Source organism: Pleionea sp. CnH1-48 (genome assembly GCF_024124665.1).
Classification (GTDB): Bacteria; Pseudomonadota; Gammaproteobacteria; order Enterobacterales; family Kangiellaceae; genus JAMXSB01.
The window spans coordinates 62,532-82,857 of the sequence record NZ_JAMXSB010000007.1; the positions used below are offsets into that span (position 1 = coordinate 62,532).

The following is a 20,326-nucleotide window of genomic DNA, read 5'->3' on the forward strand; positions in this document are numbered from 1 at the left end:
GATGAGCTTAAAAAATTACATCGAGCATCTTGAACCTCATTTTGAGAAGGGTGGTAAGTACGAGAAGTGGTATGCACTTTATGAAGCGGTCACCACTATCTTTTATACGCCCGGTCATGTGACCAAAAGTAATGCACACGTTCGAGATAATATCGATCTAAAGCGTATTATGATTTTTGTTTGGGCATGTACCTTCCCTGCCATGTTCTGGGGTATGTACAACATTGGCTTCCAGGCAACAACAGCCATGCAAGGCTTAGGTTTGACTGAGCTAGAAGGCTGGCGTGGTGCCATCATGAGCATGTTTGGCGTTGCTTACAACGTTGACTCTATTGCAGGCAACATGTTCCTGGGTGCACTTTACTTCTTACCTATCTATGCGGTGACTTTCATCGTGGGAGGTTTTTGGGAAGTATTGTTTGCCAGTATCCGTAAACACGAAATCAACGAAGGTTTCTTTGTTACCTCTATCCTTTTTGCATTGACACTGCCACCAGACACTCCTTTATGGCAGGTCGCTCTAGGTATTAGCTTCGGTGTTGTTGTCGCAAAAGAAATTTTTGGCGGCACCGGCAAGAACTTCCTCAACCCAGCACTGGCGGGTCGTGCGTTCTTATTCTTCGCCTACCCAACCGATATGTCAGGAACTGACGTATGGAACATCGTAGATACTTTCTCTGGTGCAACTCCTCTAGCTCAAGCTGCTGTTGGTCAATTGGACTATGCCTTTAATGAAGGCTGGTGGGATGCTTTCTACGGTTTAATCCCAGGTTCTACCGGTGAAGTTTCAACTCTGGCCATTTTCATTGGTGGTTTTGCACTCATGTACTTCCGTATCGCTTCTTGGCGTATTGTTACGGGTGTCATGTTAGGAATGGTTGCTTCATCCTTATTACTAAACGCAATCGGTAGCGATTCTAACCCAATGTTTGCCATGCCTTGGTACTGGCACTTGGTCACTGGTGGTTTTGCATTCGGTATGATGTTTATGGCAACCGATCCTGTCTCGGCTTCATTAACCAATACCGGTAAATTTTATTTTGGTGCGTTAATTGGTCTTATGTGTGTGATGGTACGAGTGGTCAACCCAGCTTACCCAGAAGGTATGATGTTGGCGATTCTATTTGCAAACCTATTTGCTCCCTTCATTGATCACTTTATTGTTCAGGCCAATATAAACAGGAGGGCTCGCCGTCATGTCAGCAAGTAATGATTCATTTGGCAAAACTATAGGCGTTGCTGTTGGTCTGTGTTTGCTTTGTTCGCTGGCCGTATCCGGTGCAGCAGTAGCTCTGAAAAAAGATCAGCAAGCTAATAAAGCAGCTGATGTTCAGCGCAGTATCCTGCTAGCGTCAGGCTTGTTAAAAGAAGGCGAAGCGGGAGACGTTACCGCTCTTTTCGCAAATGTTGAAACGCTTATCATTGATATGGAAAGTGGCGAAAAGGTAGAAGGCGTAGATGTAGCTAAATTCAATCAGCGCAAATTAGCCAAAACACCTGGTGCTAATAAAGTACTGACTAAAGATGAAGACATTGCCAAAATCAAACGTCGTTCGAAGCAGGCAAAAGTTTATCTCGTCAGAGAGAATGGCAAGCTGAAAAGCATCGTTCTTCCCGTTCACGGTTATGGTCTGTTTTCAACGCTTTATGGCTTCATTGCCTTAGAAGCAGATACTAAAACCGTTGTTGGCTTAAAGTACTACGAGCACAAAGAAACTCCCGGACTTGGTGGTGAAATTGTTAACCCACAGTGGATTGCTAAGTGGCCAGGCAGAACAGCTCTTAACGATCAATACGAGCCTATCATTAAGCTAAGCAAAACCGGTGTCAAAAACGATAACGAAATAGACGCCTTATCGGGTGCGACCATGACCAGCCGTGGTGTAGAAAACATGATGGCTTACTGGTTAGGCAAAGACGGTTTTGGACCTTTCTTGAAGAACATTAGAGGTGGTAAACATGGCGTTTGATAAAGCAGAAGCTAAATCGGTCATCGTATCACCGATTTTTGATAACAACCCTATCGCCCTCCAGGTTCTTGGGATCTGTAGTGCGCTGGCGGTTACTGGTAAAATGGAAAAAGCACTGGTTATGAGTATCGCTCTAACCGTGGTTCTTGCTTTTTCTAATTTAATCATCAGTACTATTCGCAACCATATTCCTTCCAGCATTCGAATCATCGTTCAGATGACCATCATTGCTTCGTTGGTAATCGTGGTTGATCAGGTATTACAAGCTTACGCATACGAAACTGCAAAAGAACTTTCGGTCTTCGTTGGCCTAATCATCACTAACTGTATCGTTATGGGTCGAGCTGAAGCTTATGCCATGAAAAACGGACCAGTGATGAGCTTCTTTGACGGTATCGGTAACGGCTTAGGTTATTCGGCCTTGTTAATGGCGGTTGCTGCTATTCGTGAACTTTTTGGTTCTGGTAGCTTATTCGGCATGGTAATTCTTGACCCAATTAAAGATGGCGGCTGGTACCCCACTAACGGCTTATTGCTGTTACCTCCAAGTGCCTTCTTCGTTATTGGACTGCTTATCTGGGCGCTACGTGCCTGGAAGAAAGATCAGGTGGAGGCAGCCTAATGGAACATTATATTAGTTTATTCGTTCGTTCCGTTTTTGTTGAAAACATGGCGTTGTCTGCATTCTTAGGAATGTGTACTTTCCTGGCGGTATCGAAAAAAGTTCAAACTGCAATGGGTCTTGGTATTGCCGTTATTGTTGTTCAGGCAATCACTGTTCCAGTTAATAACCTGTTGTTTAACTACATTTTGAAAGACGGCGCTCTGGCTTGGGCGGGTTTTTCTGATGTCGACTTAAGCTTCTTAGGTTTGATTTGTTACATCGGCGTTATTGCGGCGATTGTTCAAATACTGGAAATGACTTTGGATAAATTTTTCCCTGCACTCTATAACGCACTGGGGATTTTCTTACCTTTGATCACAGTAAACTGTGCCATCTTGGGTGGAACCCTATTCATGGTTGAAGGCGACCTGGCGTTTGATGAGTCTGTTGTTTACGGCTTAGGCAGCGGATTTGGCTGGGCTCTTGCGATTGTTGCATTGGCCGGTATCCGTGAAAAAATGAAATACAGTGACGTACCGGATGGTCTACGTGGTTTAGGTATTACCTTTATCTCGGTAGGTTTGATGGCATTGGGCTTCATGTCCTTTTCTGGCGTCCAGCTTTAAGAGCAGAGGTAATTATCCATGCAAGAGATTATTTTAGGCGTCTCGGTCTTTACTGGTGTGGTACTCGCGCTGGTATTGATCATCTTGTTCGCCAAGTCGAAGCTGGTTAGCACCGGTGACGTACGCATCAATATCAACGATGACGAAGATAAAAGCATTAATGTTGCTGCAGGTGGAAAGCTTTTGGGCGCCCTTGCTGACAGCGGTATTTTCGTTTCATCTGCCTGTGGTGGCGGTGGAACTTGCGGACAGTGTGTCTGTAAAGTAACTGAAGGCGGCGGTTCAATTCTGCCAACAGAAGAAAGCCACATCACCAAGCGTGAGGCTCGTGAAGGCTATCGTCTTTCTTGTCAGGTTAATGTTAAGCAAGACATGAAAGTTGAGTTGCCAGAAGAAGTTTTTGGTACCAAGAAGTGGGAATGTGAAGTTATCTCAAATGATAACGTTGCGACCTTCATCAAAGAACTTCGCCTGAAGCTTCCAGAAGGTGAGAACGTACCTTTCCGTGCAGGTGGTTACATTCAGATTGAATGTCCTCCTCACGTTTCTGAATATAAAACGATGGACGTTGCCGAAGAGTATCATCCGGATTGGGATCGCTTTAAGATCTGGGACCTGGTTTCAGAAGTTAAAGAGCCTGTTATCCGAGCTTACTCAATGGCTAACTACCCAGAAGAGCGTGGCATGATCATGTTGAATGTTCGTATCGCGACTCCGCCACCTAATAACTGGAGCCTTGAGCCAGGTAAAATGTCTTCGTACATCTTTAACCTGAAAAAAGGTGACAAGGTGACTATTTCTGGTCCTTACGGTGAGTTCTTCGCTAAAGAGACGAAAAACGAAATGGTATTTGTTGGTGGTGGTGCAGGTATGGCTCCAATGCGTTCACACATCTTCGATCAGTTGCGTCGAATCAAAACCGACCGTAAGTTAACTTTCTGGTACGGTGCACGAAGCAAGCGCGAAATGTTCTATGTAGAAGATTTCGATATGCTGGCACGTGAAAACGACAACTTCGAATGGCACACAGCTTTGTCTGATCCATTACCAGAAGACAACTGGGAAGGTTACACTGGCTTTATTCACGAAGTATTGTTCGAGAATTATCTGAAGGATCATCCAAATCCTGAAGATTGCGAATACTACATGTGTGGACCACCCATGATGAACGCAGCAGTTATCAAAATGCTAGAAGATATTGGCGTCGAAAGAGACAACATCTTCCTAGATGACTTTGGTGGCTAATCGCTTCAATAAAAAACCCGCTCTGCGGGTTTTTTATTGCCTGAAGAAAAGTCATCACAATCAGGTTTTCAACTTTGGATCTACATCAATCTGCTTTATAATCCGCCACAGTTTGGACCAGTCTATTTATCTTCATGAAATTAACTCACTTTATTATTCTTAGCCTGTTGTTATTGTTAACAGCCTGTAGTCGTCCCTATGAGCGCATAAGCGGTGATACCATGGGCACCCAATATCATATCGCCTATTCTCGTGCCGAAGCGGATAGAGAACTCATTCAGGCAACCGTTGAGCAGTTGTTGAATAAAGTGAATCAACAGATGTCGACCTACATAGAAAACTCCAAATTGAGCCAGTTAAACCGCTCTGACTCCTTGGAGTGCATACCCCTTCCAAAAGAATTGCTTGCTGTTATTGCCGAAGCCAAAAACATTCATGCCTTCAGCAATGGTGCTTTTGATCCCAGCCTGGCACCTCTTATTGAGCTATGGGGCTTTGATAAAAAGAACACTCGTGATCGCATCCCTTCTGATAACGCTATTCAGCAAGCTCAAAAACAGATGCACTTTGATAAGGTAACCATTGATACATCGCGCAACTGCCTGACCAAACCAACACCCGATACCTCGATTAATCTGTCAGCCATTGCCAAGGGCTACGCCGTTGACGAAATTGCCAAATTATTGGAGCAGGGATACGGCGTTCAAAATTATCTGGTAGATATCGGTGGAGAAATCAAAGCAAAAGGGCAAAGTGCCAAAAAACGCCCCTGGCGAGTTGCCATCGAAGTACCCGACGCACAACAAAGAAAAGTGCAAAAAGTAATCAGTCCGGGTATAATGGGCGTCGCGACATCCGGTGATTATCGCAATTACTTTGAGAAGGACGGACAACGTTATTCTCATACGATCGACCCTGTTACAGGCCGCCCAATTACTCACACATTAGCCTCTGTAACAGTGCTTCACGAGTCGGCAATGACAGCCGATGCTCTGGCTACGGCTTTTATGGTATTAGGGCCTGAGCGCTCAATGGCATTAGCGGCCCAACATAATATTGCGGTTTATATCATCACCAAAACCGATTCAGGATTTAAAGCCGAATACAGCGACAGCTTTAATCCATACTTAACTAAAGTTTCCATGCAGTAAGGAACGAGCAACCCATGCTAGATGTATTTTTAATCTCATTTTCTCTGATGATCGTGGTCATTTTGATCATGGCCGTTGGCTATATCTTTCAGAAGAAAGAAATCAAAGGCAGCTGTGGCGGCATTACAGCGCTGGGAATGGATAAAGTGTGCGACTGCGACGATCCTTGCGACGATAAGAAAGAGCGCATGCGTAAAGAGGCGGCACGTAATCAAGAAGAAATCAGTATTTCAAATTTATAAAAAAGGGAAGCAACAGCTTCCCTTTTTTTAGTCCAATTGCACGAATCTCGCTACTCCCAATTAACTCCAATTTTCTCCAGCGCCTGTAAAATATTGTTACGCGAAATCATACCCACTAACACGTTCTTCTCAATAACCGGAAAGGTTCGGCATGTGCTCTTAAGGAACTTTTCGGCCACATCCGCGATGCTATCTTCAGGGTGAACCGAGATCACTTCTTTAGACATACGATCAGAAACCGTATCGCCCAAATCACCATTATAGATAGCGCTGAGCACAGTGTGGAGACAATCTTTTTCGGATAAGAAGCCAATGACTTCGGCATGTTCATTAACAACAGGAGCGCCAGATAATCGATATTCAAGCAAAGTTTCGGCGGCTTCCAGTACATCTTGAGCAGGCTTAAGCGTGATCGCCGAGGAGGTCATGTAATCACGTGTCGTGACAGATTTAAGCATAGAGGTCTCTCCCAAAAGACGACAACAGTAAGGACACTAACGGTCAGTTAACATGCTTGTCGTTTGTTATTTTTCTGTGATTTACAGAAAGCATTGTTTGATGAACTGCCATAAAGTCATCACTCACGATGCACTAGCACGGCATCGAGCAGAGCTTACTTTAAGTAAATCACAAACTAGGGGATTGCTCCAGAAATGTACCAACAATTTTGATGTTGCAGGGCGCAACTGCGCCCTACACAAATGAGCTTAACAGCTTGATTCTACCACCTTCGCTAATCGCTGCGCGCAATCTTTAACCAAAGCCATGTCTTCACCTTCTACCATTACGCGAATCACAGGCTCGGTACCTGATGCTCGTAATAATACGCGACCTCGACCCGCCAATTCGGCTTCAATGGATTCGATAGCGCTTTGCACATCTGCGTTTTCCATTGGCTTGCTTTCTCTCGATGGCAACCGAACATTGATCATCGTTTGAGGAAACTTATTCATTCCAGATTTGAGCTCATTAAGCGACAGACCTTCTTTAGCCATCACCGATAGCACCTGCAAAGCAGACACGATGCCGTCACCAGTAGTCGTCGAGTTAAGGCATAAAATATGACCAGATGACTCACCACCGTAATGCCAGTCGTTTTTCTTCAGTGCTTCCATTACATGTCGATCACCCACTTTTGCTCGAGTGAATTCGACATCCATTTTTTCGAGAGCTTTTTCTAAACCAAGATTGGTCATCAAAGTGCCGACAACTCCACCTTTTAAACAACCGCGTTTCTGTGCATCTCTGGCAATGATAAACAGCAGTTGATCACCATCAAGCTGTTCGCCTTTATGGTCAACCATCATCACTCGATCACCATCACCATCAAACGCAATACCGATATCAGCTTTTTCGGCAAGTACGGTTTCGGCAAGCTTACGCGTACTGGTTGCACCACAACCTTTATTAATATTTAGACCATTCGGCTGATCACCAATGGTGATAATGTTGGCACCTAACTCTTGAAACACAGCAGGTGCAATGTGATAGGTTGCGCCATGAGCACAATCAAGCACAATGTTTAGATCCGAGAACGATAGGTGTGAAGGAATGGTCGACTTACAAAACTCAATGTATCGACCTGCAGCATCTTCAACTCGAATTGCTTTGCCCAGATGTTCTGATTCAACCGTTTCCATATCGGCATCCAGCATGGCTTCAATTTCTAACTCCACTTCGTCAGGTAATTTATAGCCATCATGGGAGAAGAACTTAATGCCGTTATCTTCGTAAGGGTTGTGAGAGGCACTGATCACAATACCAGCGTTTGCTCTAAAGGTTCGAGTCAGATAAGCAATGCCAGGTGTTGGCATTGGTCCCAACAACAGAACATCAACGCCAGCAGCAATCAATCCAGCTTCCAGCGCCGATTCAAACATATAGCCAGAAATTCGGGTATCCTTGCCGATCAAAACTCGACCACCATTCCCCTTACCTAACACTTTACCTACAGCCCAACCCAGTTTAAGGACGAAATCGGGGGTTATTGGAAATTGTCCAACTTTACCGCGAACACCATCAGTACCAAAATATTTCCGCTGAGCCATAAGGCCTCCCTGAATGTTTGTATTATGAATAAATTGTTTTGAATACTTTCATCACGTCGACGGTTTCTGCAACGTCATGAACTCGAATAATTTTAGCGGATTTTAACATCGCAATTAAGGCAACCGCCAAACTGCCTGCCAAACGCTCTGAGACTTCTTTGCCAGTGATCTGACCAAGCATGGATTTTCGAGAAATCCCCGCGAGGATAGGCAAATCCAAAGTGAGTAAACTTTCTAAATCACGCAGTAACTCAATGTTATGTTCTAGCGTTTTACCAAAACCAAAACCAGGATCGATGCAGATCAGATCGCGACTTATCCCAGCGGCCTCACAAGCCTCAACACGCTGTTTTAAAAAACGGCTGACATCGTCAACCACTTGTTCATACTGAGGCGCCTGCTGCATGGTTCTGGGCTGTCCCTGCATGTGCATCAGACAGACTGGCACCTGACACTGAGCAGCGACCTGCAAGGCGCCGGGTTCTTGCAGCGCACGCACATCATTAATCATGGCCGCACCAGCATCAACGGCGGCTTTCATGACGTCTGCCTTACTGGTATCAATTGAAATGGGTTTGCCCAGTGGTGCTATGGCTTTTATGACAGGAATAACCCGTTCTAACTCGCCTGCAACGGTGACCTCTTTTGCACCTGGACGTGTCGACTCGCCGCCCACATCGATAATATCAACGCCTGCCTCGACCATTCTTTGCGCCTGCTCCAGAGCATATTCAATCTGGTCAAATCGACCACCATCAGAAAAAGAATCGGGAGTGACATTTAAGATCCCCATAACCAAGGGGCGGTCAGACTGATAAAGAGAATGCATAGATAGAATGCTAGATCCGTTATGTTAAAGCTGGACGTATTATCCCAGATAAATCCTCAAAAACCAAAAAAGGAGCCCTAAGGCTCCTTTAGAGAAGTGCTCGCAGATTAATGCTCGCCAGCAGGACCACCAATAGGATTATTGGTACTGTCAGCACCGGTTTTTCCTGTTGGATTCGATGGAGGCGTAGAGTCATCACCATCCCAACCTTGTGGTGGGCGAGGTTCTTTACCTTCCATAATGTCATCAATCTGAGTCGCATCGATGGTTTCATACTTCATTAATGCTTTAGCCATCGCCTCCAGCTGCTCTTTATGTTCTTCCAACAAAGCCTCAGCACGCTTGTAGTTGCGATCAATGATAGTACGAACTTCTTCATCAATGGCGGTTTGGGTATTCGCAGAAATATTCTTATGCTGCGTTACCGAACGGCCTAAGAACACTTCGCCTTCTTCTTCAGAGTAAGTTAAAGGACCAAGACGCTCAGATAATCCCCAGTTAGTCACCATATTGCGAGCAATTTCGGTGGCTCTCTGAATATCATTAGAAGCTCCTGTAGTCACCCCTTCTTTGCCGTTAATCATTTCTTCGGCAATACGACCACCGTACAAAGAACTCAACATGCTTTCGAGCTGCTCTTTGCTCTGGCTGTATTTGTCTTCTTCAGGCAAATACATGGTGACACCTAACGCACGGCCACGAGGAATAATACTCACTTTATAAACGGGATCATGACTTGGCACTAAGCGTCCAACAATAGCGTGACCCGCTTCATGATACGCCGTGTTGAGCTTTTCTTCTTCGCTCATCACCATTGAGCGTCGCTCAGCACCCATCATAATTTTGTCTTTTGCTTTATCGAACTCTTCCATACTCACAGTACGACGATTGGCTCGAGCAGCAAAAAGCGCGGCTTCGTTAACCAGGTTAGCCAAATCAGCACCTGAGAAACCAGGCGTACCACGGGCAATCACTGCCGCGTCCACATCATCGTTTAATGGAACTTTGCGCATGTGAACTTTCAGGATCTGCTCACGACCGCGAATATCAGGCAAGCCGACAACCACTTGACGGTCAAAACGACCAGGACGTAATAAGGCAGGGTCCAGCACATCCGGTCTGTTGGTCGCAGCAATCACGATAACGCCTTCGCCACCTTCAAAACCGTCCATCTCAACCAGCAACTGATTAAGTGTTTGCTCACGCTCGTCGTGCCCGCCACCCAGGCCAGCACCACGATGGCGACCTACAGCATCAATCTCGTCGATGAAAATAATGCAAGGCGCATGTTTTTTGGCTTGTTCGAACATATCGCGAACACGAGAAGCACCCACACCCACAAACATCTCTACAAAATCAGAACCAGAAATGGTAAAGAAAGGTACTTTCGCTTCACCTGCAATGGCTTTAGCAATCAAGGTTTTACCCGTACCAGGAGGTCCCACCATCAATACACCACGCGGGATCTTGCCGCCTAAACGCTGGAACTTACCAGGGTCACGCAAAAAGTCGACCAGCTCTTTCACTTCTTCTTTAGCTTCTTCGACACCAGCGACATCAGCAAAAGTGGTCTTAACCTGATCTTCTCCCATCATGCGTGCTTTGCTTTTGCCAAACGACATGGCGCCACGGCCACCACCGCCTTGCATCTGCCGCAGCATAAAAATCCAAAACGCAATAATTAGGATAATCGGCAACCAATACAGCAGAATACTCAGGAAAGCGCTCCCTTCATCTTCTCGGCTACCTTCAAACTTAACATCGTTTGCTAGCATGACTTCGACGGCTTCTTCATGGCTACCGTAAGGAATAACGGCTTTCTTGCGCTCGCCAGACGTTAAGTCAGCTTCGATTTCGTCACGACCAATCTTGGCCTGTGAGACACGATGAGCTTTTACATCCTCTACAAACTGAGAGAAGGTGTATTCATCCGAATAACTTTGTGTGGGTCCAAAATTGTTAAAGACCGTAATCAATACCAATGCAATGATTACCCACAGCAATAAATTTTTTGCCATATCGTTCAAGGCTACAACCTCACATGTCCACTTCTATTTAGGCATTATTACCCAAGGACTAACAGAGTCAAATAATCATTACAATCTCATGCCGAAAGATGTAATGATTGTCTCAATTTAACCCTTAAAGCCCTTGGCCATTATATAAACTTCTCGAGAACGCGCTCGCGATGCTTCTGGTTTACGTGTTTTCACAACATTGAATACTTGCCGCGTTTGGCGCATATAGTCATCAAACCCTTCGCCATGAAACACCTTCACCAAAAAACTACCACCTTTGGCGAGTACATTCTGAGCTAAATCCAGTGCTAACTCAGCCAGATACATGGCTCTGGGCTGATCGACGGCACTCATCCCACTTATATTGGGGGCCATATCTGATAAAACAAGGTCTGCTTTACGTTCACCAATATTATCTAGCAATTGCTTCAGCACAGCCTCCTCTCGGAAGTCCCCCTGGATAAACTCAACCCCGGCTAACGGGTCCATAGGGAGGATATCCAGAGCAAATACATGCCCCGTATCTCCAACCTTCTCTATGGCCAGTTCTGACCAGCCACCTGGAGCCGCCCCCAAGTCAACAACCGTCATCCCTTTGCGGAACAACTTGTCTTTTTGGTCAAGTTCTTCTAGCTTAAATAACGCACGGGAGCGCCTGCCTTCAAATTGGGCCTTTTTTACAAAGGTGTCGTCAAAATGTTCTTTTAACCAACGTTTACTGCTTTTGCTACGTGCCATATCCAGCTCATTTTTCTCAGTAGTCTCTCTATTATAAAGATCTCTGATTGAGCTTGCATGAAGATCGGGTAAAATACCCGCCCCAAATTTGGAGAATGTAATGAAATTAAGTACTCAGCAGATCAAACACCTGCGCGCGCAGGCCCATAGCTTAAAACCCGTGGTTATGGTGGGAGCCAATGGCATCACCGAAAACCTGATGGAAGAAATTAATATTGCCCTGACCGCTCACGAACTGATTAAAATCAAAGTTCGCGCCGAAGAGCGCGCAGAACGTGATGCGTTAATTGAGCTTATTTGCAAAAAGTCAGATGCCACGCCCGTCCAACGAGTTGGTCATAATCTCACGCTTTTCCGCCGCAACAAAAATAAGCCAAAGATTGAAATTCCTAGTAAGTAACCCGCTGGCGAATGCCCACTAGTATTTGTTGGCCTTTCTCCCGGTATTCTTGCCAATAACTTCTGATGACTTGATTCATACGCGTCCTAACCTTGGGCGCAAGTCCCTCATAGAATAAGTAAGTAGACGCCAACATCATAAGCACAATGGTCAGTTTACTGACTTTTACCAGTGCAAATACCGACATCACCACCATAAATAGAGCCCATACCATCCCCAGAGTGCCTACGGTCAAGCAAATATCTCTTTGAGTTTTTTTCACAACTCGTCCTTCTTCAAATCCTTACTAGACCCTAAATATACGATGTTCCTGCTCAGGTAGCGGTATTAAAATTGTAAATAAATCTATCGTTTATCAGCCTAGCGACGCAAAATCGCTATCCAACGCCAGACATTCAGCAAACTGGTTAAAGCGCCAGATACATAAGTTAGAGCAGCTGCTCGCAGCAGAGATTTAACCACCTTGAGCTCTTGTGGCGACAAATACTCTCCCTGCTCCAAAATTGGTAATGCTTTGTTAAAACTGGCATCCCACTCCACTGGCAATGTCACACAATGAACGATCACGCCCAGCAACATATTAGAGAGAGCAAACAACAACAAAAAGACGGTAACGTGCGGCGAATGAAAGATGGAGCCAATAAAGGGCGTGATCAAATACCCCATCACTCCCACTTTTTCGGCCTGCGCAGCGAATACCGCAAGCCGACTGCGCCACTTAAGCAAAGGCTCTTCTCGAGCATCCTGCAAAGCATGCCCTACTTCATGCGCAGCCACCGCTACAGCACTTAAAGAACGATCATGATAAAAACGGTGAGACAGGCGCACCACTTTGTCTTGTGGGTCGTAGTGGTCGCCTTCCGGGATGGCTTCTAAAGTCACAGGCAATTGAAAACGGTCAATTAAATGCTGAGCCAGCTCTCCTCCGGTACCCGGCAGGCGCTCATAGGGAACAGAGTATTTGTCGAGAACGTGTTTTACCCACCATCCTGGTCCCAGAATAATAAGTAAGAACAATAGAATACCGAAGATTACGAACACTCACTTTTCCTCAATGAATTCAGCCACTCAGCAGTCAAAGTGTAGCGATTTTCGTGGTAAAGAGATAGCAGAATGCCGCCACTTAAAGTGGGCGGCATTATAAAGATGAAGAGCGATGGTTCTTTTATGAAATGTCTCTAATAAGCTTCGGCAGTGGTATAAGGCTGACGCTCTAGAGAAAACACAACGCTGTTAATACCTGTGATACTGGCGTTGTTAGGCAACAGTTGAACTAATGATAAAGGCTTACCTTTGTAAGCTTCGCAACGACCATCTGATCCCATCATCGAATAAGGTTGACTTAATGAAGGTTGTTCTCTCATGGGTGTATAGAGCACTTCATCATTCACACCGCGAAAGAGTAAACCAGAATGTGCTTCAACCAGAGAAACACCAAAACAATCTGAGGTTTGATAATAACGTTTACCATCAAACTCTCGTAGCCAACCCTGATTATTGATTTGAAATAGATAATCCGTTTCTGCTACCAGATTCATCCATTGTCCACTGGAACCAATACCCAGCAAACTGCCAACAGCCCTGCCGTCGGCATCGATCGCCTGCACTACCAAGGTCACGGATTGTTCTGCCGTTTGTGGTGTTGCCACCATAGCGACCTGTTGTTGGCCTGCTTCAGATATCTTATCGCGCCAATCATTATTAAGAGCAACCTGTTGCTCCCATTGCTGAGACCATTGAACTCGCGTTTCCCAAATCTGCCATATCATCGCTGCGCCCAAAACTAAAAAGAGCCCAAGCAACGCAGACATTCGACGTGATAATTGCGCTTTGTTTTCCTGATAGGCTGTGACCAGATAATCACTGTGTGCTTCGGCACTTTCAATCAAACGATTATGTTGTTTGGTATGAAAACGAATAGAATCGCGAAAAATTTTCTGTGATTGCTGAAGCGTTTCTTCTCTTAACTCTCGTGTCGCATCATCTATTCGAAACGTTAATGCTGGTGCGATTTTGTTTTCAATCACCGACTCGAGCCATACCCGCATTTTTTCTTCAGCACTGGGTTCTTCATGATGCTCATGTTCATGATCGTGACCAATAAGGTGGATCTTGGTCAGCGCGGTTTCTAATACATTCGAATCTAATATTTTGGGAATAACATCAACCGCTCCCGCTTCCTGCACTTGAGCCAAATAATCAGCCCCCGAGCGTGCAGTAAACATCAAAATAGGAATGTTAGAAAGAGCGGAGTTTTGACGAATACGCTCAATAACCTGTAAACCATCCATATCGGGCATGGAGTGGTCCATAAAGATGACTTGAGGTTGCTTAGATGCCAGAAACTCCAAAGCTTCCTGACCAGAATATGCAAAGTCTGCTTTTACCCCATAACGCGCAAGCATGCGCGACAGTACAACACAGGCAGAGCGAGAGTCATCAACTATGAGTGCGGTTTTAGTGATTGACATGACAATCCTACCCTTAAAAAAGCTGTTATTGTCGAGTATTTATGAACTGAATAACGTGAGCCAGTTATCAGTTGATTATTCAAATAGTTACGGCAACTCATTAAAGTTACAGAAATGTTAAAGCGGTCAACAAAATGGAACATTCCAATAACTAGTGTCTTGTTATGCTGGTAAAACTTCTTAATCCATTGTAATGAAAGACAGAGTTATACTCTTTTATCCTAGCTGATAAAGCGCTGATTGCAATGAAAGGGAGATAGAATGGGCAGGCGGACGAACTAGATAATACGCAATAAAGAACCGATCAGAGAAAAAGAAGAGTCCCAAGACAACGACTCTTTTTTCAGTTGTTGTCTGGCACTTTTGCGTTTTGCTTTATAGGTTTTTTCGTGGACACTGGATTTAGTCATCAGTGGGTCACAAGCAAACGGGTTGCGGGGTTTATTAAGCTTCTGCTTTTTACGTTTCATAGGATTTCCTTACAAGTTAAAAAGGCTCCACCAAGAAAACAGTCATTGTTAAACTACTATGGAATACAGTTTTACAGGGTGTGCTTTTCTATCAATATAAATGATTCATAACTAAAAATGTCCCTGATTAACACTAGGATGCTCTTTATCATCCCTAGGCACTTCAAATCCTTGAAGCGCAGCCTGTCTTCTAACAAGCTGCGTCACATTATACTGAGATGGGCTTAATTTACAACTGCTGCTGGTGCCAACGGCTGATAATGTCAGCTATCTGGCGAACTCCATCAGTAAGCGCAGCGGGGCCTGGTTGCAATATATCAGCGGATTTTATTTCAAATATTTGTTGATTTTTTACTGCAGGAATAGCATCCCACCCAGCTCTTGCAGCGACTTTCTCGGGACGAAACTTTCGTCCACACCATGAACCTAAAATAATATCCGGTTGCCGCTCAATAACATCATCAGGGTTTTCAATAATACGATTCTTCCCTAAAGACTCTCCCGCCTTTTCGGGGAAGCACTCTTCTCCACCAGCACGTTCGATCAACTCTGACACCCAGCCAATACCAGTAATAAGCGGCTCATACCATTCTTCAAAATAGACTTTGGGCTTTACTTTGTACTGAGCTACTTGCGCATCGATGGAGTCAAGAGTTTGCTGCCACTGATGAATTAAAGCTTGTGCTTTATCAATGCAACCAATCATTGAACCCAGCATACGTATCATGGCGTAGATCTCTTCAATACTACGCTGATTAAATACATGAACCTGCACTCCGGCCCGAATAAGTTCTGCTGCAATGTCAGCCTGCATGTCAGAAAAACCCAAAACCAAGTCAGGCTCGAGGGCAAGTATCTTATCAATTTTGGCACTGGTAAAAGCAGAAACCTTGGGCTTTTCTTTACGCGCCTGAGGTGGTCTTACGGTATAACCAGACACTCCAACAATCCGGTCCTGCTCCCCCATTAAATATAAGGCTTCAGTGGTTTCTTCAGTTAAACAAACAATTCGAGTCGGATACATAATTCAAGTAGGTATTTCTAAAAATTAGATTTTACTGAAATTCGCCCTCCATGAATAGAGAGCAAGCAAATCTCATTTAATGATACACATAATCTCCTTCTTCCCACTCTAATTAGTAATAAACCTGCTATACCTATTATTGAGAAACAGACAAATTGTTTTATAGGTAACGATGCCTCAAATTCGATGTCGTCTGCTTTAACCAGTGGCAAATGCGTTGGCTTTAGTACACAATAAAGTGAATTTTCAATCGCGAAAGGTACAGCAATGCTATCTGATGAGCTTTTAAAGAATGCACTTGATAACACAATGGACATGATAATGATTCTGGAGGCCAATTTTGACGATGTGGGAGCCTCAAGAATTGTGTACGTTAATAGAGCATTTTGCGAAACCATGGGATATACCCAAGATGAACTGCTGGGGAAAAATCCAAGAATGCTTCAAGGCGATGATACAGACAAACGAACCAGAATGGATATTCGCGTGGCCTTAAAGCACAAAAAACCCATTCGCCGAGAAATTCTTAATGTCACTCAATCTGGAGAGTCCATTCAGTTAGACATTACGCTAACACCGTTAAAAAACGACAATGATGACGTCACACATTTTTTAGCTATTGAAAGAGTCGTTCAATCGTAACAAAGGTACTTTATGGAACTACCTGACTCGATATACAAACAGGCTTTGGACAATGCTTTGGATATGATCATGATCACCAAAGCCAACTTTGATGACGTAGGTAATAGCCCTATTGTTTATATCAATAAAGCCTTTTGTCAGACGATGGAATACACTCAGGAAGAAATCATTGGTCAAAGCCCTCGTATTTTTCAAGGCGAAAAAACAGCGATGGAAGCCCGCGATAAAATACGCAACGCTCTTAATAACCTCCAGCCAGTTCAGACAGAAATCCTCAACTACACCAAAACAGGCAGAGAATGTTGGTTAGAACTGAGTATTGTACCTTTGGTCAATGAACATCAAGAAGTCACTCACTATCTGTCTATCGAGCGCGATCTCTCCGAAAAAAAAGCGATAGAACAAAAGCTCTACCGGGATGCCACCATCGACTCATTGAGTCAGCTGTCAAATCGACAACACTTTATGACGCTCAGCGAACAAGAGCTGCATAAATCTCGTCGATATAAAACAAAAAGCTGTGTCCTGATGATGGATATTGATCATTTTAAAAGAGTTAACGATCAGTACGGCCACCAGATTGGTGACGAGGTCATCCGTGATACAGGACAAATCATTCAATCCAGCTCCCGTGATGCGGATATATGCGGGCGTATTGGCGGTGAGGAGTTTGCCGCTTTTCTGCCAGAAACCTCGACAGAAGAAGCGCAAAACGTTGCCGAAAGGATCCGTAAAAGCATGGAGGAGCACAGCTGGAGCCATTACGGAATTCAAGGAAACATTACGCTTAGCATCGGTTTATCCGAGTTTCGCGCCGATGATACTTTCGAAATTCTCATTAAGCGAGCCGATGATGCCCTGTATCAGGCCAAATCATCAGGGCGAAACCGCACAGTGACCAACAATCCTTAAGCAAGTATTTCTCACTCTATGCGACGAGCACTCTATCTTCGTCCCATACTGTTTTTAATAAGATAGGTCGCATAAAGTGTTTCACTAATAGTGATCTCTCCTACTTCAAAAACAGATTGATTAACTCTTCCCTGCTTTAATCCTCTATCACTAAACTCATTAAGAGCGACAGGAGCGACTAAAGGGCGTTCAGACACGTTATAAAGCTGTAATAAAGATTGGTCAAAAGCAGCAGCAACATCAGCCGCCTTCTTTTTGATTTGCGCAACCGCTTTGGCTTTAGCCTGGCTTCTCAACTCATCTTCTTTAGAATGGAAAAGGCGTATATTACTGATATTACTAATACCAATCTCAAAAGCCTGAGTTAAAAAATCACTGTATTTAGAAACATCTCTAAGCGTTAACTCAACGGTTCGACTCACAGTATAACCAATCAGTTTCCGCTTTCCATTTCGGTAATCATATTGCTGATTAAGCCTCAATTCTGAAGCTTTGATATCTCTCTTATTAATTCCCATTGACTTGAACAACTGCAATAACTTGGCAGCCTTTGCGTCAACACTGTTTTTCGCTTCTACCTGATTAGGCGCACTTTTTTCTAATGTCATAGAAATAGAAGCCGAGTCTGGTTGCACAACAACCTCTCCTGTACCAGATACTGAGATATGAGGCTGTTCAGGAATCGATTCAGCAAACGATACCTGGGCCACTAAAATAAGCACTAACCATAAATGTTTCATAGCAAATCTCCCATTTTTTTATTAAGGACATATTACTGCAAACTCAACGTTCTCTTGTAAAGTTTTTGTAAAACTATCTGAGTGAATCTATCTTCCATAATAGCCTCAAGCCAATCCTTTGTTACACAGCAAAAATGAAATGAGGTCTTTTAATCTACGATAAGAGTTGAATTGGTGGTGCGCTTGTCCTGCTTAAGAAACTCCTCCTCGAAGTCTTCTACAGAAACAGGGCGGCCAATTAAATATCCCTGAATCAGGTCACACCCTTTTCGCGTTAACCAATTAAATTGATCCTGATTCTCCACACCCTCAGCCACAGTTTTTAGTCCTAACTGCTTAGCGAGCTCGATAATAGATGCTGGGATTGCAATATCATAAGGAATGTCTGAGACGAAACTTTGATCGATCTTTAAAGTATCCAGCTGTAAACGACGCAAATAGGCAAGACTCGAGTAACCAGTACCAAAATCATCAATAGCGACAGAAATACCTAAAGCTCTAAGCTCTTTGATGATTCTCAGCTTGGCTTCCAGATTAGTCATTAACGTCGACTCGGTGATTTCAAACTCCAACATTGATGTACATTCAGGATATCGAGAAAGAATGTTCTTAAGGGTAGAAATAAACTCTCCGCACTCAAGTTGTCGTGGTGATACATTAAGGGCCACTTTTATTTCAATCCCCCAATCCAGCCACTTTCTTACTAACTTACAAACTTCTTCAATCAACCAAAAACCAATGGGAACAATTAAATGTGTTTCTTCTGCGATAGGAATAAAAGTAGCTGGAGAAATAACCTGACCATTTAAACGCCAGCGCAGCAAAATTTCGCAACCATCCAGCTTTCGGTTACCGGCTTTAACTTTAGGCTGCACATAAAGCATCATTTCATTGTTTTCTAATGCAAAGTGCAAACAGTTTTCGATCTGGAAACGAGCCTCACTGCTCTTAATCATAGCGGCTTCAAAGAAAGTATACTGTTCAGCACTGTTGGCTTTTGCACAATACATGGCAATATCAGCATGTCGCATTAGCTGTTCAATGTCTTTTCCATCATCCGGATAAATAGCAATTCCAATAGAAGCACAAGGTTCTATAGATAACTCATTTAACTTAACGGGCGTCTTCACAAGTGACAAGATGTCTTCAACAATGCCAATAAGCGCCGTATGATTATCAAATTTCTCAACGATGAAAACAAATTCGTCGCCACCCAATCGCCCAACTCGAATCGATGCTGGCAACTGAGTTCTAAATCGTTCCGCAAGTTCGCAAAGTAGTTCATCGCCCGCCACATGACCAAGCGTATCATTCACATACTTAAAACGGTCAAGATCCATAAATAACAGAGCAAACTGTCGCTGATTATAAAGAGAACGACGAATATTCGAGCCTAACTCCTCATGGATCAGAGCACGATTAGGTAACTTGGTTAGCGGATCACGAGTCGCCATGCGCCTCAGGTTTTGTTGCGTTGTCGCGAGTCGGTGGAGCATGTCATTAAAATAACAAACCAGAGAAAATAGCTCGCCTTTCTCATGGCCTTGAGCATTTGGAATGTATTTAAAGTCTAATGAGCCCGGATCAACCTTTTTTAAGTTTTCACCGATTTTCATAATTGGGCGCGTCAAAAACCGGTGGAAAACAATACCTAATACTAACGCCAGTAAAAATGATCGAATAATACTGGACCAAAAGCCCACACCAATAAGCTTTACAAATCGACGACTTGTTTTCAGCGTATCAAACTCAATATACAGATCCGCGATAACTTCTCGTTCAGCAGGACTTGAGCTCCAGTCGGGGGCTAATAACTGACGAGATACATGATCAAGATCAGCAAATAAAAAGTGAAAGTAACGATCGACCATAGAGGGAACGAAATTTCTTTCTTTGGTTACTTCGGCTTGAAGTACACCATCGGCCAATACAATACGCCCAGACTTGACCGTATCGATAGCAAGGAGCCCCTCTAGCATACTATCTGCCATGCCATTATCTAGATGCCAAGCGGCATTGGTCGCGGGGGATTCGGCAAGATTGAGAACCTGTCCTTGCAGGTCGCGAGTATCGTCTCTCAGCGTTTGAACCACAAATAACATTTCAAAAACAAAAATAAAGGCACCGACAAGCAACGCAGCCGCCATAACTCTCAGGCCTTGCCTCCATGTCAGAGATTCCCTATTTTGGATGATA

Annotated in this window: 22 protein-coding genes; 10 read left to right on the forward strand and 12 right to left on the reverse strand. The window is 44.1% G+C overall.

Going from position 1 to position 20,326, the window contains the following annotated elements; genetic code table 11:
- Nucleotide 1: 1 nt before the first annotated feature.
- The 7 genes from NH399_RS12265 to nqrM all read left to right on the forward strand — a co-directional run bounded on the left by NH399_RS12265 (nucleotide 2) and on the right by nqrM (nucleotide 5,838).
- Nucleotides 2–1,210: an NADH:ubiquinone reductase (Na(+)-transporting) subunit B gene (locus NH399_RS12265; protein WP_253040521.1), complete on the forward strand. Its 1,209-nt coding sequence runs from the start codon at nucleotides 2–4 to the stop codon at nucleotides 1,208–1,210.
- A complete protein-coding gene (locus NH399_RS12270) occupies nucleotides 1,197–1,970 on the forward strand; it encodes a Na(+)-translocating NADH-quinone reductase subunit C (RefSeq protein WP_253040522.1) in 774 nt (257 codons plus the stop codon). Before NH399_RS12265 ends, NH399_RS12270 begins: the two co-directional genes overlap by 14 nt.
- Entirely contained in the window at nucleotides 1,960–2,592 is a 633-nt protein-coding gene (locus NH399_RS12275) for an NADH:ubiquinone reductase (Na(+)-transporting) subunit D (RefSeq protein ID WP_253040523.1), read from the forward strand. Before NH399_RS12270 ends, NH399_RS12275 begins: the two co-directional genes overlap by 11 nt.
- Nucleotides 2,592–3,200, forward strand: a complete 609-nt coding sequence (gene nqrE / locus NH399_RS12280) for an NADH:ubiquinone reductase (Na(+)-transporting) subunit E (protein ID WP_253040524.1) — start codon at nucleotides 2,592–2,594, stop codon at nucleotides 3,198–3,200. Before NH399_RS12275 ends, nqrE begins: the two co-directional genes overlap by 1 nt.
- Nucleotides 3,201–3,218: 18 nt before the next feature.
- A complete protein-coding gene (gene nqrF, locus NH399_RS12285; protein WP_253040525.1) occupies nucleotides 3,219–4,445 on the forward strand; it encodes an NADH:ubiquinone reductase (Na(+)-transporting) subunit F in 1,227 nt (408 codons plus the stop codon).
- Nucleotides 4,446–4,579: 134 nt separating this feature from the next.
- Nucleotides 4,580–5,596, forward strand: a complete 1,017-nt coding sequence (locus tag NH399_RS12290) for an FAD:protein FMN transferase (RefSeq protein ID WP_253040526.1) — start codon at nucleotides 4,580–4,582, stop codon at nucleotides 5,594–5,596.
- 14 nt (nucleotides 5,597–5,610) lie between these two features.
- Nucleotides 5,611–5,838, forward strand: coding sequence for a (Na+)-NQR maturation NqrM (nqrM, locus tag NH399_RS12295; RefSeq protein ID WP_253040527.1), 228 nt, complete (start codon nucleotides 5,611–5,613; stop codon nucleotides 5,836–5,838).
- Nucleotides 5,839–5,888: 50 nt separating this feature from the next.
- Here nqrM and NH399_RS12300 read toward each other — a convergent pair whose 3' ends face one another.
- From NH399_RS12300 to rlmE, 5 genes are all read right to left on the reverse strand, one after another.
- Nucleotides 5,889–6,296: a CBS domain-containing protein gene (locus NH399_RS12300; protein ID WP_253040528.1), complete on the reverse strand. Its 408-nt coding sequence runs from the start codon at nucleotides 6,294–6,296 to the stop codon at nucleotides 5,889–5,891.
- Between the two features lie 249 nt (nucleotides 6,297–6,545).
- A complete protein-coding gene (gene glmM / locus NH399_RS12305) occupies nucleotides 6,546–7,886 on the reverse strand; it encodes a phosphoglucosamine mutase (protein ID WP_253040529.1) in 1,341 nt (446 codons plus the stop codon).
- Between the two features lie 22 nt (nucleotides 7,887–7,908).
- Entirely contained in the window at nucleotides 7,909–8,715 is an 807-nt protein-coding gene (gene folP / locus NH399_RS12310; RefSeq protein WP_253040530.1) for a dihydropteroate synthase, read from the reverse strand.
- Between the two features lie 107 nt (nucleotides 8,716–8,822).
- The gene (gene ftsH / locus NH399_RS12315; RefSeq protein WP_371876076.1) at nucleotides 8,823–10,742 is read right to left on the reverse strand and encodes an ATP-dependent zinc metalloprotease FtsH; all 1,920 of its coding nucleotides are present in this window, start codon (nucleotides 10,740–10,742) and stop codon (nucleotides 8,823–8,825) included.
- Nucleotides 10,743–10,850: 108 nt separating this feature from the next.
- Entirely contained in the window at nucleotides 10,851–11,471 is a 621-nt protein-coding gene (rlmE, locus tag NH399_RS12320) for a 23S rRNA (uridine(2552)-2'-O)-methyltransferase RlmE (RefSeq protein ID WP_253040532.1), read from the reverse strand.
- A 100-nt stretch (nucleotides 11,472–11,571) separates the two neighbouring features.
- Between rlmE and yhbY the strand changes: the two genes are divergently transcribed.
- Nucleotides 11,572–11,871, forward strand: a complete 300-nt coding sequence (gene yhbY / locus NH399_RS12325) for a ribosome assembly RNA-binding protein YhbY (protein ID WP_253040533.1) — start codon at nucleotides 11,572–11,574, stop codon at nucleotides 11,869–11,871.
- On the opposite strand, the gene NH399_RS12330 is transcribed toward yhbY, so the two are convergent.
- The 5 genes from NH399_RS12330 to NH399_RS12350 all read right to left on the reverse strand — a co-directional run bounded on the left by NH399_RS12330 (nucleotide 11,861) and on the right by NH399_RS12350 (nucleotide 15,836).
- Nucleotides 11,861–12,133 (reverse strand): hypothetical protein, encoded by a 273-nt coding sequence (locus NH399_RS12330; RefSeq protein ID WP_253040534.1) that lies wholly within the window; start codon nucleotides 12,131–12,133, stop codon nucleotides 11,861–11,863. The genes yhbY and NH399_RS12330 overlap by 11 nt on opposite strands.
- 98 nt (nucleotides 12,134–12,231) lie before the next feature.
- Nucleotides 12,232–12,912 carry a zinc metallopeptidase gene (locus tag NH399_RS12335; protein ID WP_253040535.1) on the reverse strand — a complete coding sequence of 227 codons (681 nt, stop codon included), beginning with the start codon at nucleotides 12,910–12,912 and terminating at the stop codon, nucleotides 12,232–12,234.
- A gap of 137 nt (nucleotides 12,913–13,049) precedes the next feature.
- Nucleotides 13,050–14,342 carry a PleD family two-component system response regulator gene (locus NH399_RS12340; RefSeq protein WP_253040536.1) on the reverse strand — a complete coding sequence of 431 codons (1,293 nt, stop codon included), beginning with the start codon at nucleotides 14,340–14,342 and terminating at the stop codon, nucleotides 13,050–13,052.
- A gap of 278 nt (nucleotides 14,343–14,620) precedes the next feature.
- On the reverse strand, nucleotides 14,621–14,812 hold the full coding sequence (locus NH399_RS12345; RefSeq protein ID WP_253040537.1) for a hypothetical protein: 192 nt from the start codon (nucleotides 14,810–14,812) through the stop codon (nucleotides 14,621–14,623).
- A 229-nt stretch (nucleotides 14,813–15,041) separates the two neighbouring features.
- The gene (locus NH399_RS12350) at nucleotides 15,042–15,836 is read right to left on the reverse strand and encodes a cobalamin-binding protein (RefSeq protein WP_253040538.1); all 795 of its coding nucleotides are present in this window, start codon (nucleotides 15,834–15,836) and stop codon (nucleotides 15,042–15,044) included.
- A gap of 267 nt (nucleotides 15,837–16,103) precedes the next feature.
- Here NH399_RS12350 and NH399_RS12355 point away from each other — a divergent pair, with 267 nt between their 5' ends.
- The gene (locus tag NH399_RS12355) at nucleotides 16,104–16,478 is read left to right on the forward strand and encodes a PAS domain-containing sensor histidine kinase (RefSeq protein WP_256489513.1); all 375 of its coding nucleotides are present in this window, start codon (nucleotides 16,104–16,106) and stop codon (nucleotides 16,476–16,478) included.
- A 12-nt stretch (nucleotides 16,479–16,490) separates the two neighbouring features.
- On the forward strand, nucleotides 16,491–17,390 hold the full coding sequence (locus NH399_RS12360; protein ID WP_253040540.1) for a diguanylate cyclase: 900 nt from the start codon (nucleotides 16,491–16,493) through the stop codon (nucleotides 17,388–17,390).
- Nucleotides 17,391–17,422: 32 nt separating this feature from the next.
- On the opposite strand, the gene NH399_RS12365 is transcribed toward NH399_RS12360, so the two are convergent.
- Entirely contained in the window at nucleotides 17,423–18,130 is a 708-nt protein-coding gene (locus tag NH399_RS12365) for an SIMPL domain-containing protein (RefSeq protein ID WP_253040541.1), read from the reverse strand.
- Between the two features lie 149 nt (nucleotides 18,131–18,279).
- A complete protein-coding gene (locus NH399_RS12370) occupies nucleotides 18,280–20,277 on the reverse strand; it encodes a bifunctional diguanylate cyclase/phosphodiesterase (RefSeq protein ID WP_253040542.1) in 1,998 nt (665 codons plus the stop codon).
- Between the last annotated feature and the right edge of the window lie 49 nt (nucleotides 20,278–20,326).